The sequence below is a fragment of the Micromonospora sp. NPDC049359 genome (genome assembly GCF_044466585.1).
GTDB lineage: Bacteria > Actinomycetota > Actinomycetes > Mycobacteriales > Micromonosporaceae > Micromonospora.
The window spans coordinates 983,489-996,706 of the sequence record NZ_JBITMW010000001.1 but is presented as its reverse complement, the minus strand read 5'-3'; the positions used below and the strand labels follow the sequence as shown (position 1 = coordinate 996,706).

At 71.5% G+C, this 13,218-nt stretch carries 14 protein-coding genes; 10 read left to right on the top strand and 4 right to left on the bottom strand.

Annotated elements, in window-relative coordinates; all coding sequences use genetic code 11:
• Positions 1-22 precede the first annotated feature (22 nt).
• The 4 genes from grpE to ACIBTX_RS04610 all read left to right on the top strand — a co-directional run bounded on the left by grpE (position 23) and on the right by ACIBTX_RS04610 (position 2,832).
• Positions 23-775 carry a nucleotide exchange factor GrpE gene (gene grpE, locus ACIBTX_RS04625; RefSeq protein WP_357129567.1) on the top strand — a complete coding sequence of 251 codons (753 nt, stop codon included), beginning with the start codon at positions 23-25 and terminating at the stop codon, positions 773-775.
• Between the two features lie 85 nt (positions 776-860).
• Positions 861-2,048, top strand: coding sequence for a molecular chaperone DnaJ (gene dnaJ / locus ACIBTX_RS04620; protein WP_357129570.1), 1,188 nt, complete (start codon positions 861-863; stop codon positions 2,046-2,048).
• Positions 2,049-2,078: 30 nt separating this feature from the next.
• Positions 2,079-2,519 (top strand): heat shock protein transcriptional repressor HspR, encoded by a 441-nt coding sequence (locus tag ACIBTX_RS04615; protein WP_355048782.1) that lies wholly within the window; start codon positions 2,079-2,081, stop codon positions 2,517-2,519.
• A 130-nt stretch (positions 2,520-2,649) separates the two neighbouring features.
• Positions 2,650-2,832: a hypothetical protein gene (locus tag ACIBTX_RS04610; protein WP_396832041.1), complete on the top strand. Its 183-nt coding sequence runs from the start codon at positions 2,650-2,652 to the stop codon at positions 2,830-2,832.
• A gap of 161 nt (positions 2,833-2,993) precedes the next feature.
• Here ACIBTX_RS04610 and ACIBTX_RS04605 read toward each other — a convergent pair whose 3' ends face one another.
• From ACIBTX_RS04605 to ACIBTX_RS04595, 3 genes are all read right to left on the bottom strand, one after another.
• Entirely contained in the window at positions 2,994-3,425 is a 432-nt protein-coding gene (locus ACIBTX_RS04605) for a hypothetical protein (protein WP_396832040.1), read from the bottom strand.
• A 210-nt stretch (positions 3,426-3,635) separates the two neighbouring features.
• A complete protein-coding gene (locus ACIBTX_RS04600) occupies positions 3,636-4,841 on the bottom strand; it encodes a cation:proton antiporter (RefSeq protein WP_357129579.1) in 1,206 nt (401 codons plus the stop codon).
• Between the two features lie 5 nt (positions 4,842-4,846).
• Positions 4,847-5,347, bottom strand: coding sequence for a TrkA C-terminal domain-containing protein (locus ACIBTX_RS04595; RefSeq protein WP_355048462.1), 501 nt, complete (start codon positions 5,345-5,347; stop codon positions 4,847-4,849).
• A gap of 30 nt (positions 5,348-5,377) precedes the next feature.
• Here ACIBTX_RS04595 and ACIBTX_RS04590 point away from each other — a divergent pair, with 30 nt between their 5' ends.
• Positions 5,378-6,469: a hypothetical protein gene (locus ACIBTX_RS04590; protein ID WP_396832039.1), complete on the top strand. Its 1,092-nt coding sequence runs from the start codon at positions 5,378-5,380 to the stop codon at positions 6,467-6,469.
• Positions 6,470-6,552: 83 nt separating this feature from the next.
• Here ACIBTX_RS04590 and ACIBTX_RS04585 read toward each other — a convergent pair whose 3' ends face one another.
• The gene (locus ACIBTX_RS04585; protein ID WP_357129586.1) at positions 6,553-7,686 is read right to left on the bottom strand and encodes an epoxide hydrolase family protein; all 1,134 of its coding nucleotides are present in this window, start codon (positions 7,684-7,686) and stop codon (positions 6,553-6,555) included.
• Between the two features lie 85 nt (positions 7,687-7,771).
• On the opposite strand from ACIBTX_RS04585, the gene ACIBTX_RS04580 reads away from it, so the two are divergent.
• From ACIBTX_RS04580 to ACIBTX_RS04560, 5 genes are all read left to right on the top strand, one after another.
• On the top strand, positions 7,772-8,407 hold the full coding sequence (locus ACIBTX_RS04580) for a helix-turn-helix domain-containing protein (protein WP_357129589.1): 636 nt from the start codon (positions 7,772-7,774) through the stop codon (positions 8,405-8,407).
• Positions 8,408-8,492: 85 nt separating this feature from the next.
• The gene (gene clpB, locus ACIBTX_RS04575; RefSeq protein ID WP_396832038.1) at positions 8,493-11,090 is read left to right on the top strand and encodes an ATP-dependent chaperone ClpB; all 2,598 of its coding nucleotides are present in this window, start codon (positions 8,493-8,495) and stop codon (positions 11,088-11,090) included.
• 101 nt (positions 11,091-11,191) lie between these two features.
• A complete protein-coding gene (locus tag ACIBTX_RS04570) occupies positions 11,192-11,569 on the top strand; it encodes a hypothetical protein (protein WP_357129595.1) in 378 nt (125 codons plus the stop codon).
• 127 nt (positions 11,570-11,696) lie between these two features.
• On the top strand, positions 11,697-12,275 hold the full coding sequence (locus tag ACIBTX_RS04565; RefSeq protein ID WP_396832037.1) for a DUF4178 domain-containing protein: 579 nt from the start codon (positions 11,697-11,699) through the stop codon (positions 12,273-12,275).
• A gap of 90 nt (positions 12,276-12,365) precedes the next feature.
• Entirely contained in the window at positions 12,366-13,205 is an 840-nt protein-coding gene (locus ACIBTX_RS04560; RefSeq protein ID WP_357129601.1) for a hypothetical protein, read from the top strand.
• Positions 13,206-13,218 lie beyond the last annotated feature (13 nt).

Below are 13,218 nucleotides of genomic sequence, written 5' to 3'. Positions count from 1 at the left end.
GGCGAAGGGATGAGGTAGCCCCATGACGCAGAAGCCACGAGCCGCCGACTCGGACGACACCGGGTCGACGCCGGGTGGCTCCGCGCCCACGGAGTCGACCACCGGCGCCGAGGAGCGGGTCGTCATCCGCAACAACCGCAAGCTCAGTGACGCGACGGAGCCGGAGGGCACCGCCGCCGACGCGGAGACCGGCGCACCGGCCGAGGGTCTGGTCGAGGACGCCGAGGTCGTGGTCGACGAGATCGAGGTCGAGGTCAACGCCACCGACGGGCCGGAACCCTCCGGTCCGCCGGTGGTGGACGCCCCGGCGCAGCCGGTGGGCGGCACCGGGACCACGCTCGGCGCCGAGTTGGAGGCGCTCCGCGCCGAGCTCGACGAGCGGACCAGGGACCTGCAGCGGGTGTCGGCGGAGTACGCCAACTACCGCAAGCGGGTCGACCGCGACCGTGCCCTGGTGCAGGAGCAGGCGACCGGCTCGGTGCTGGCCGCGCTGCTGCCGATCCTCGACGACCTGGACCGGGCACGGGAACACGGCGACCTGGTCGGACCGTTCGGAACGGTGGCGGACCAGCTCACCGCCGCGCTGGGCAAGTTCGGCCTGACCGCCTTCGGCGAGCAGGGCGACCCGTTCGACCCGACCCGGCACGAGGCCGTCGCGCACCAGACCTCGGCCGAGGTCGGCGAGCCGACCTGCGTGCAGGTCATGCGGCGCGGCTACCAGCTCGGTGAGCGGCTGCTGCGCCCCGCGCTGGTCGCGGTCGCGGATCCGGAATAGTGCGAGACGGTGACCAGGCCGTCCCGCCCCCCGCACTGCGGCGGGCGGGACGGCCGGGCCACGACGGTCGGAAGGGGGTGGACCGGTGAGTTCGAAGGACTGGCTCGAGAAGGACTTCTACGCCGTGCTCGGCGTGGACAAGGCCGCCTCCGCGGATGACATCAAGAAGACGTACCGCAAGCTGGCCCGGGAATCGCACCCGGATCACAATCCGGGCGACCCGAAGGCCGAGGAGCGGTTCAAGGCCGTCTCCGAGGCGTACAACGTGTTGTCGGACGCCGGCCGTCGCCGGGAGTACGACGAGATGCGTTCGCTGTTCGGTTCGGGCGCGTTCCGGCGCAACGCCCGCGCCGGCGGCCAGCCGGGCGGGATGCCGTTCGACGTCTCCGACCTGTTCGGCGGCGGAGCGGGCGGCGGCGACCGCCGTTTCGGCGGTGGCGCCGGTTTCCAGGACCTGTTCAGCTCGATCTTCTCGGGCGGGCAGGCCGGTGGGCAGGCCGCGGCGCGTGGTCCGGCCCGGGGCCGGGACGTCGAGACCGAGGTGGCGCTCGACTTCGGCGACGCGGTGCGCGGGGTGACCCTGCCGCTGACGTTGCGCGCACCCGGTGTCTGCGACACCTGTCACGGCAACGGCGCCAAGCCCGGCACCCAGCCGCGTACCTGCCCGGTCTGCCACGGGGCCGGGGTGACGACCCGCAACCAGGGGTCGTTCAGCTTCTCCGAGCCGTGCGGCAACTGCCAGGGCGTCGGGACCGTGGTGGAGGAGAAGTGCCCGGAGTGCCACGGCAGCGGCGGGGTCACCAAGACCCGCACGATGAACGTGCGCTTCCCGGCCGGGGTGGCCGACGGCCAACGCATCCGGCTGGCCGGGCGCGGCGAGCCGGGTGAGCGCGGTGGCCCGGCCGGCGATCTGTTCGTGCACGTGAAGGTTCGACCGGACGAGTTGTTCGGGCGTACCGGAGACGACCTGACGTTGACGGTGCCGGTGACCTTCCCGGAGGCCGTGCTCGGCACGGACCTGCGGGTGCCCACGCTCGACGGCGCGGTGACGCTGCGGGTGCCGCCGGGCACGCCCAGCGGGCGGGTGCTGCGGGCCCGGGGCAAGGGCGTGGTCCGCCGCGACGGGCAGGCCGGGGATCTGCTGGTCACCCTGGACGTGGTGGTGCCCGCCCGACTGACGGACGAGGCGCGGGCCGCGCTGGAGGCGTTCGCCGAGCAGAGTCCGCCGGCGGCGCGGGAACATCTCGACGCGCGTGTGCGTCGGGTCGGATAGTCCGGTGGGATGGACGCGGAGGTGAGCGGGATGTCGGGCGAGTTCCTCGGTTCGGGTGACCCTGCCTACGAGGCCAAGGTGCTCATGATCTCGGTGGCGGCGCGGATGGCGGGGATGCACCCGCAGACCCTGCGCCAGTACGACCGGCTGGGGCTGGTGCAGCCTGGCCGGGCGGCTGGTGGTGGTCGTCGCTACAGCGTCCGGGACGTGGTGCTGCTGCGCGAGGTGCAGCGGCTCAGTCAGGACGACGGGATCAACCTCGCCGGCGTCAAGCGGATCATCGGCTTGGAGCGGCTGCTGGAGCAGGCGCAGCAGCGGGTCGCGCGGTTGGAGGCGGAGTTGGACGCCGCCTACCGCCGGGTGGCCGAGCTGGAGTCGCTGGCGCGCTTCCCGGGTCGGGATCTGGTGCCGACCAACCGCACGTCCACCGCGTTGGTGGTCTGGCGTCCCCGCCGCAACACCGACCGCTGACCCCACGTACCGCTTCCTCGGCCCGGCCCGCGCTCCGATTTCCCGGCGCGGACCGGGCCGCTTCCGTTAACCTGTCGATACGGGGTCCAAACGGCTTAATTCGGGCCTACCGGCATGGCGAGGGGGAGCGATGGCGGAGCCGGCGAAGAAGGTCGCTCAGCAGACGGAGGAGCGGTTGGAAAGCCTGGCCGACACCGTCCGCGAGAAGTTCGACAAGGTCACCGAGGGAACGTTCCGCGACCGGATCAAGGAGGGGCGATTCGCCGAGCAGGGCGAGCCGACCCGACCGGAACCGGACCGCAAGCGCGACTGAACCGGCGACCGACGTACGGGCCGGGACCCACGGGGGGTCCCGGCCCGTTCGCCATGCCGCCCCTACCCCGCCGATCTTGCACTTTCGTACGGTGAAATGTTCCGATTCGCGCAGGAAGTCGGCACAGAAAGTGCAAGATCGGCGCAATGAGGGGCGCGGGCTCAGCCGAGGCGGCGGTTCTCGCGGACCAGGCCGCCCTCGCACCAGTCCCGGTAGACGAAGAGATCCGGCCGGGCCAGCAGTACGCGGCCGTTGTGCGCCCAGATCTTCATCAGCTCGTCGCCGTCGCGTTCGGCCTGCTCCACGAGTTTGCGGAAGCGGCGCTTGGGATGGGCCCGGAAGTTCGTCCGGATGCCGTCGGCGGCGTAGATGTAGAGGCAGTGCAGCGCGAAGCGCCGTGCCGGGCACGTCGGGTCCATGGCCAGCTCGAAGAGCGTCAACACCAGCCGGTCACCCGAGACCAGCAGGTCCCAGTCGGGTGGCATGGACGCCAACGGGACCGAATCCGGCTGGTACGCCCAAGCTCGCAACTCCGCCGGGCTCGGATCGACGGGGTTCGCGAAGCCGTGGAACGTCGACTCCTGCACGCTCACCGGCCAACCTTCCGCTCTCGCCCGCGGGTGGCAACGCTGCCTGCGGACCCTGGCTGCTGGGGCGAAACGGTAACCCGCCGTCGGTTACTGCGGTAGTACCCGTAAGGCGCAATTCGGCAACCGTTGGCCGGCCCGACCCGAACGGCCGTTCGGGTGCCCTGGCCAGCGCCGCTGTCGCACCTCACCCGGGCAGGACAGCGGCGGCGAACGTCAGTCGTGGACGGGAACCGGTTGACGCCGCTGGGCCGAGGCGCGGTTGCGCAACCACCGCTTGAACCACGGGAAGTCGGGCAGCCGGGCCAGGACCGGTCCGGTCACCACGGTGATCAGGACGTACGTCGCGGCGAGCGCGGCCAACCGCGGCTCGACGCTGCCGGCCGCGACCGCGAGGCCGGCGATGACGATGGAGAACTCACCTCGGGGTACGAGCGCCAGACCGGCCCGCCAGCGACCGGGTTCGGCGATGCCGACCCGGCGGGCCGCCAGGTAACCGGTGAGCGTCTTCGTGCCCATGGTGACCACGGCCAGCGCGAGCGCCGGCAGCAGCACCGGCGGGATGTCCTGCGGGCTGGTGGTCAGGCCGAAGAACACGAAGAACACGGCTGCGAACAGGTCCCGCAGTGGCGAGAGCAGCTCGGTCGCGTGGTGGGCCACCGGGCCGGAGAGCGCGATGCCGACCAGGAACGCGCCGACGGCCGCCGACACCTGCAGCGACGCCGCGATGCCCGCGATCAGCAACGTCAGGCCGAGTACGCCGAGCAGCAGCGCCTCCGGGTCCTTCGCCGACAGGGCGGACGAGATCAGGTGGCCGTACCGGATGGCGACCACCAGCACGATCAGCACCGTGCCCACCGCGACGGTGAGCGCGATCCCGCCGCCGAGCAGGCCGGTGCCGGCCAGTACGGCGGTGACCAGCGGCAGGTAGAGCGCCATCGCCAGGTCCTCGATGACGAGCACCGAGAGGATCACGGGGGTCTCGCGGTTACCGAGCCGACCCAGGTCGGCGAGGACCTTGGCGATCACGCCGGACGAGGAGACCCAGGTGATGCCGCCGAGTACGAGGGCGGCCACCCAGTCCCAGCCGAGCAGCAGGGCGAACCCCGCGCCGGGCAGCGCGTTGAGCACCCCGTCGATCAGACCGGCGGGTGCCGCTGAGCGCAGGTTGCCGACAAGCTCGTTGGCCGAGTACTCCAGGCCGAGCATCACCAGCAGGAGGATCACGCCGATCTCGGCGCCGACCGCGAAGAACTCCTCGCTGGCGTCCAGCGGCAGCAGCCCGCCGTGCCCGAACGCGAGCCCGGCGAGCAGGTAGAGGGGGATGGGAGAGAGGCCGAAGCGGCGACTGAGCCGGCTCAGGAGCCCGAGCAGCAGGAGGAGCGCACCAACCTCGATGAGCAGTGTGGTGAAATCGTGCATCCGCCTCAGCCGTCCGGGTCACTGTCGGCGAGGATGGCGGACACACCGTCGAGACCTCTGCGGGTCCCGACGACGACCACCACGTCACCGGCGGCGAAGCGGAACGAGGGGAGCGGCGAGACGATGACCTCGCCGTCACGCAGCACCGCCACGATGGAGGCACTGGTGCGGGTACGCGCCTTGGTGTCCGCGAGCGGACGGTTGACGTACCGCGACCCCGCCGGGATGGCGATCTGCTCGGTGAGCAGCCCAGCGGCCTGCTCGCGCAGCCCGGAGAGCTGACCGAGCATCAGCGAAGCGCCGAGGATGTCGGCCAGCGCCTCCGCCTCGTCGTCCGTCAGCGGAATATCCGCCTGGCAGGCGTCGGGATCGTCGGGGTCGTAGAGGACAAGATCACGGCGGCCGTTGCGGTGGGAAACCACGCCGAGCCGCCGGCCGGATTCGGTCACCAGATCGTGACGCACTCCGATGCCCGGTAAGGCAGTCTGTTCCACACGTACTCGCACCCGGGCAAGGCTACCGCTTCGGAGACGCCGATGATCGGACGGATATCGGGTCGGACAGTGGTGCTGCTGCTCGTAACTCTGTTGGCTGCGTGTTCGATCGGCGATGTCCGCCGTAAACCGCCGACCGCGTCGCCCGGGGCAACCGTCACCGCGCCGTCTCCAACGGCCGCCGTCGCGCAGGAGCGCCGCGTCCGGGTCGCCGTTCCCCAGCGGTACGACCCGCCGTACGTCGAGTTCGTCGACGCCGAGCGCGGCTACGCCCTCTTCGCCAACTGCGGCGAGCCGCCGCCCGACGACGACTGTCCGGCGCGACTGTTCAGCACCGATGACGGCGGACGGTCCTGGCGGGAGTTGCGACATCCCCACCCGGCGGCGGAGAACCACCAGCTCTACGCCGCGCCGGGGGTTCTGACGCTGTGGAGTGAGCCGCACGGCTGGTGGACCTCGACCGACGGTGGCACCTCGTTCACGCACGCGCTGGACGGGCCGCCGCCGCAGTGGGTCGGCGCCCAGAGTCGATTTCAGGTGATCGAGGGCAGTGATCAAATCGGCGAGTGGGACGGCCAACGGCTGCGCCCGCTGGCCGCGCAGCCCCGCGTACCCGGATTGAACGCGGTCGACGCGGGCGACGGCCCGCTGCTGGTCGCGACCGGGGAGAAGGACGGGAAGCTGTACGCGGCTGTCTCCTTCGACCGGGGGCGGAGCTGGCAGCAGACCCCGGTGCCGGCACCCGACGGGCAAATCGCCGCTCTGAACGCCCACGTCGAGGGGGACGGGACGGCCTGGCTGGTCGGGACGCGCCCGGACCGCAGATCCTTCCCGGCGCTCTGGCGACTGCGCCGAGGGTGGGATCTGATCCGCGTCGACGGCGCTCCGCCACAAATCCAATCCGTCGCACCGATCGGCGGCGGGCTGCTCGCGGTGACCGGCCCGGCGGGCGCCGGGGCTGTCGGGGAGGACGGTCGCTACACCGGGTTGCCCTGGCCGATCGGCCCCGACCGCAGCCTGTCCGTGCTGACCGACGGCACGATCGTGGCCATCGGCGGGGACGGTGGGATCCTGCTCGGCGTCGGCTGGGTGACCGAGCGTCGCTGGACGAAGATCATCCTCGACAACGCCTGACGTCTAGCCTGATCGACTCGACGTCACGCAAGTCGGGGTGTCCGGACCTCCAGGACACCCCAACTTCCGGGAAACCGAGTCGATCAGAGCTGCGCGAAGAACTCGCGGATGTCGTCGACCAGGACGTCGGTCGCCTGGTGGGCGGCGTAGTGGCCGCCGACGTCACCGCGCCCCTCCACGTCGGTCCCGTAGGCCGTCCAGCGGACGATGTTCGCGTGGTCGCGATCGGCGAAGCGGCGGATGGACTGGAAGTCACCGGGGAACATGGCCACCGCGGTGGGCGTCGTGGTCGGCTCGGCCGGCTGCTCGTCGGCGTGGGCGTCCTCCCAGTAGAAACGGATCGCCGAGGCGGCCGTGCCGGTGAACCAGTAGAGGGCCACGTTGGCCAGGACGAAGTCGGCGTCCAGGCTCTCGTCGAAGAGTTGCGCGTTCCAGGCCAGCAGCCCGATGGGCGAGTCGGCCAGCGCGTACGCCAGGGTCTGCGGCTGCTGGCTGTGCACCTGGTTGAAGGAGAACTTGTTCTCGTAGAACCACTGGAGGTGCCCCAGCGCCGCCTGGTCCGCCTCGGAGAGGTCGGCGAACTCGGTCGGGTCGCCGGACGGGAACGAGAAGATCTGGGTGACGTGCACGCCGAGCACGTGCTTGCGGTCGATCCGACCCAGCTCCGGCGAGATCAACGAGCCGCCGTCGTTGCCGACCGCGCCGTAGCTGTCGTACCCCAGGCGGCTCATCAGCTCGGCCCAGGCGCGGGCCGTGCGGTGCCGGTTCCAGCCGGCGCTGCGGGTGGGGCCGGAGAATCCGAAGCCCGGCAGCGACGGGATGACCACGTGGAAGGCCGGTGCGGCCGGGTCGCTCGGCTCGGTGAGCGGGCCGATGACGTCCAGGTATTCGAGCACCGAGCCCGGCCAGCCGTGGGTGAGCACCAGGGCGGTGGCGTCCGGCCGGGACGACCTGACGTGCAGGAAGTGGATCTGCTCGCCGTCGATCTCGGTGACGAACTGCGGGTGGGTGTTGAGCCGAGCCTCGACGGCTCGCCAGTCGAACCCGTCGCGCCAGCGGTCGGCGAGCGCGCGGACCCGGTCGCCGCTCATCCCGTACGTGTCGCCGACGCCGGGCAGCTCGGCGGGCCAGATCGTGCGGTCCAGGCGGGCGGCCAGGTCGTCGAGGGCGGTCTGCGGGATCTCGACGCGGAACGGGCGGATCGCGGTGCCGGTCATCTCGGGACTCCTTCGGAACGGAATGTTTCGTTCTGCAATCACGGTAGCAGACCGGAACGATCCGTTCCAGTGGTAGCCTCGACCCATGTCGACGAAGCCCCTGGCCGGCCGCCGCGCCCAGGCCGCCCGCAACGACGAGGTGATCCTCGAAGCCGCCCGCGCCGTCTTCCTCGACGACCCGAAGGCCCCGATCGCCGCCGTCGCCGACCGCGCCGGCGTCGGGATCAGCGCGCTCTACCGGCGGTACGCGGGCAAGGAGGCCCTGCTGCGCCAGCTCTGCCACGACGGGCTGCGCCGCTACATCGCGGTGGCCGAGGAGGCGCACGCCGAGCCGGACGACTGGGCCGCGTTCGCCGGGTTCCTGGCCCGGGTGGTCGACGCCGACGTGCACTCGCTCACCGTCCACCTGGCCGGCACCTTCACGCCGACCGAGGAGATGGGTCGGGACGCGGTACGCGCGGGCGAGCTGGCCTCGGCGCTCGTCGAGCGGGCGCACGCCAGTGGGCGGCTGCGCGCCGACGTGGTCGTACAGGATCTGGGGCTGGTGTTGGAGGGGTGTGCGGCTGTGCGCGTACCCGACGTGGAGCGCACCCGTGAGCTGCGCCGCCGGCAGCTCGCGGTGCTGCTGGGCGGCCTGTCGACGGTGCCGGAGGCGGGCGAGCTGCCCGGCCCGGCGCCGGCCGCCGGGGAGTTCGACTGGCGGTGGCGACCCCGCGAGTGACAGGCGTCACACGGTAAGGTTGAGTGGAATACGCTCAACTCTGGTTGCGTCCAAGACAGTGGACAACGCCGATCCGGGGGAGCCCATGAACACCGAGAAACTCACCACCAAGAGCCGCGAGACCATCACCGGTGCCGTCTCCCTGGCCAACCAGCGTGGCCACGCGACCGTGGAGCCCTGGCACCTGCTGCTGTCCCTGCTCGACACCGAAGGCTCGACCGCCGCCGGTCTGCTGCGCGCCGTCGGGGCCGACCCCGCCGAGCTGCGCCGGGCCACCGATCGTGCGGTCGACGCCCTGCCGGCCGCGCGGGGCTCCAGCATCGCCGAGCCCACCCTGGCCCGCGAGTTCGTCAACGCCATCGGGGCCGCCGAGCAGATCGCCCGCCCGCTGGGTGACGAGTACACCTCCACCGAGCACCTGCTCGCCGGTCTGGCCCGGGTGGGCGGTGCCGTGTCGGCCGCGCTGAAGTCGGCCGGGGCCACCGAAGAGGCCCTGATCGCGGCCTTCCCGACCGTACGGGGCGGAGACCGGCGGGTCACCACCGCCGACCCCGAGCAGACCTACCAGGCGCTCAGCAAGTACGGCGTCGACCTGACCGCCAGCGCCCGCGACGGCAAGATCGACCCGGTCATCGGCCGGGACTCCGAGATCCGCCGGGTCATCCAGGTGCTCTCCCGGCGTACGAAGAACAACCCCGTGCTGATCGGCGAGCCCGGCGTTGGCAAGACGGCCATCGTCGAGGGTCTCGCCCAGCGGATCGTGGCCGGTGACGTGCCGGAGTCGCTGCGCGACAAGAAGCTGGTCTCGCTGGATCTCGGGGCGATGGTTGCCGGCGCGCAGTACCGGGGCCAGTTCGAGGAGCGGCTGAAGTCCGTCCTGGAGGAGATCAAGAACTCCAACGGGCAGGTCATCACGTTCCTCGACGAGCTGCACACCGTCGTCGGCGCCGGCAAGGGTGAGGGCTCGATGGACGCCGGCAACATGCTCAAGCCGATGCTGGCGCGTGGTGAGCTGCGGATGGTCGGCGCCACCACGCTGGACGAGTACCGCGAGCACATCGAGAAGGACCCGGCGTTGGAGCGCCGCTTCCAGCCGGTGCTGGTGGGCGAGCCGACGATCGAGGACACGATCGGCATCCTGCGCGGGCTCAAGGAGCGCTACGAGGTGCACCACGGCGTACGGATCACCGACGCCGCGCTGGTCGCCGCCGCCACGCTCTCCGACCGGTACATCACCGACCGGTTCCTGCCGGACAAGGCGATCGACCTGGTCGACGAGTCCGCGTCCCGGCTCCGAATGGAGATCGACTCCCGGCCGGTCGAGGTGGACGAGATCGAGCGGGCCGTACGCCGGCTGGAGATCGAAGAGATGGCGCTGGCCAAGGAGCCCGACGCCGCCTCCGCCGAGCGGTTGGCCCGGTTGCGCCAGGAGTTGGCCGACAAGCGCGAGCAGCTCACCGTGCTCTCCGAGCGCTGGCAGACCGAGAAGAGCCACATCACCAAGCTCTCCACCGCGAAGGAGGAATTGGAGCGCCTGGGCGGCGAGGCCGAGCGGGCCGAGCGCGACGGCGAGCTGGAGCGCGCCGCCGAGCTGCGGTACGGGCGCATCCCGGCCCTCAAGGTCGAGCTGACGCAGGCCGAGGAGGAGCTGGCCCGGCTCCAGGCCGACGGCGCGATGCTCAAGGAGGAGGTCGGCTCGGACGACATCGCCGCGGTCGTCGCCTCCTGGACGGGCATCCCGGCGGGCCGGCTGCTGGAGGGCGAGACGGCCAAGCTGCTGCGGATGGAGGAGTCGCTCGGCAGCCGGGTGGTCGGCCAGGCCGAGGCCGTCGGCGCGGTCTCCGACGCCGTACGCCGGGCTCGGGCCGGTGTCGCCGACCCGGACCGTCCGACGGGCAGCTTCCTCTTCCTCGGACCGACCGGTGTCGGCAAGACCGAGTTGGCCAAGGCGCTCGCCGGGTTCCTCTTCGACGACGAGCGGGCGATGGTCCGCATCGACATGAGCGAGTACGGCGAGAAGCACTCCGTCGCCCGCCTCGTCGGTGCCCCGCCCGGCTACGTCGGCTACGAGGAGGGCGGCCAGCTCACCGAGGCCGTCCGCCGCCGGCCGTACTCGGTGATCCTGCTCGACGAGGTGGAGAAGGCGCACCCGGACGTCTTCGACGTGCTGCTCCAGGTGCTCGACGACGGTCGGCTCACCGACGGCCAGGGCCGGACGGTCGACTTCCGTAACGCCATCCTGATCCTCACCTCCAACCTCGGGTCGTCGGTGATCAGCGACCTGACGCTGGCCGAGGAGCAGCGCCGCGAGGGCGTCCTCGCCGTCGTCCGGTCGCACTTCAAGCCCGAGTTCCTCAACCGGCTCGACGACATCGTGGTGTTCGCGGCGTTGCGCGGGGACGATCTGCGCTCCATCGTGGACATCCAGCTCGACCGGATGCGAAGCCGTCTTGCGGACCGTCGGTTGGCGCTGGACATCACCGAGTCCGCCCGTGGGTGGCTGGCCGAGCACGGCTACGACCCGATCTACGGCGCCCGACCGCTGCGCCGCCTGGTGCAGACCGCCATCGGCGACCAGTTGGCCAAGGCCCTGCTCTCCGGAACGATCCGAGACGGCAACACGGTCAAGGTCGACCTGAACCCCAACACCGCGCCCACCTCCCTGACGGTCACCCCCGCCTGAGCCCCGCGATCAAGAGGTTTGCGTCATCGGGACGTCTTCCCATGACGCAAACCTCTTGATCAACAGGGTGAGAGGCGGGCCGGCGGGGAAAGGAGTGGGGCATGTTCGGGATGAGTAGGTGGGAGCGGGACCTTCGGGCGGCGGTCGACGAGCTGATGACCGCCGACACGCTGGCCTTCGGCGGTGTCGGGTTCGCCGGTGAGGTGCTGCCGGTGACCGAGGCGTACCACCGCGTCGAGGCAGCACTCGACGAGCACCCCGAGGAGGTACGCCGGCAACTCGACCACCTGCTGGCAGAGGGATCGCCCGCCGGCCGCGCGTACGCGGCGACGCTGCTGGAACGAGTCGACCCGGCCGCCGCCCAGGCGACCTGGACGTCGCTGCGCGACGACTCCACCGAGTTCACCACCTTCGTCGGCTGCGTCATGGGTCGCTCCACCCTCGGCGACTACGCCACGCAGCGACTCGCGGCGGCCTGACAATCGCCGCACACCCCCACGCGTTCCGCGGTCCGTCGTGGGTGGCTGAGCTTTCGGTCACGACGCGACTCATTTCGGTGCGCCAGGTTGTTACCGTCTGCGCCGACGTACCTGGGGAGGTGGTCGGGTGGACGGGTCGCTGGCGTCCCTGGTGGGGGCCGTTGTCGTACTCATGACGGTCGTGCTCGTGGCCGTCGTGCGCGCCCGGCGCCGAGCCGCGGCCCGGCCCACCGGCCTCCCGCCGACCCGCCGGCTGGCTCCGGGTGACCGCGTGCGGATCCGCCAGCGGGAGTACGTCGTGAGCGGCACCATCCGACTGGTCGAGGGGGGCTGGACGTGGGTGCAGCACCTCCTCGACGACGCCTCCGGCACGCCGCACCGGCTCTCTGTGGAGGGTGATGGTGGTCCCGAGCTGGAGCTGGTGCTCTGGACCGCCGAGCCCGGCGCGACAGTCACCCCCGGCGCGCCGACCATCGACCTCGGCGGGCGGCGGTACACCTGGGCCGAGACCGGGCAGGCGCGCTACACCTCCACCGGGGAGACCGGCCTGCCGGCGGCGGGGACCATGCGCTACCACGACTACGAGTCGGGCGGGCGTGACCGGCTCTCCTTCGAGGCGTACGGCGAAGAGGGCTGGCGGGTCGCGCGCGGTGACCTGCTCGATCCGGCCGACCTGACGATCCGACCTGTCGACGACGCGCGCTGAGCGACCTCGCCGGGCGCGCCGCTTTCGTCACGGCATGCCGGAGTGGCCGGTTGCCGATACGGTGTGGGCCCAATCTAGGAAAGGAGAATCGTGGTCGACTCCCCGAGCACGCCGACCCGCCAACGGCCCTCCACCGTGACGATTTCCAGCTATCTGCTCTACCTGTTCCTGGCGTGCCAGGTGATCAGTCTCATCATCACCCTCTCCACCATCGGCAAGACCCGGGACGTGCTCCGCGACGCGTACGCGGGCAGTTCCGCCGACGGGGCGGAGCAGGTCGCGGACTTCTTCTTCGCCTTCGGCCTCGGCAGCGCGATCCTCGTGCTCCTGCTGGCCGTCGTGCTGGGCGTGCTGGCCATCTTCAACAACCAGGGTCGTAACGGCGCCCGGATCACCACCTGGATCGTCGGCGGCATCATGGTCTGCTGCACGGGTGGCACCCTGCTCAGCGGGGCGGCCGGCGGTTTCAACACCGGTGGGAGCGGCAGCGGCGACATGCCGAGCCCCGAAGAGGTCCAGCGCCGCCTCGACGAGGCGCTGCCGTCCTGGATCACCCCGGTCAGCCTCCTGCTCGGCGTGGTCAGCCTGCTCGCTCTGCTGGCGGCACTGATCCTGCTGGCCCTGCCGAAGTCCAACGAGTTCTTCCGCAAGCCCGCCGCCGCGTGGGAGCCGCCGACCCCGGGCGCCAGCTACCCGGCCTACCCGCAGGCGTCCGGCCAGCCCGGCTACCCGCAGGCGTCCGACCAGCCCGGCTACCCGTCGACTCCCGGTCAGCCGTCCAGCGGGGAGCCGGCCTACCCGTCGACTCCCGGCCAGGCGTCCGGGCCGGAGCAGCCGACCGCCCCGCCGGCCAACCCGTCCAGCTCGGACCGTCCGGACGACACGCCGCCGGCGGACCGCCCCGGCAGCACCGGGCCGTCGACGAGTTGATCCACGGATAGGC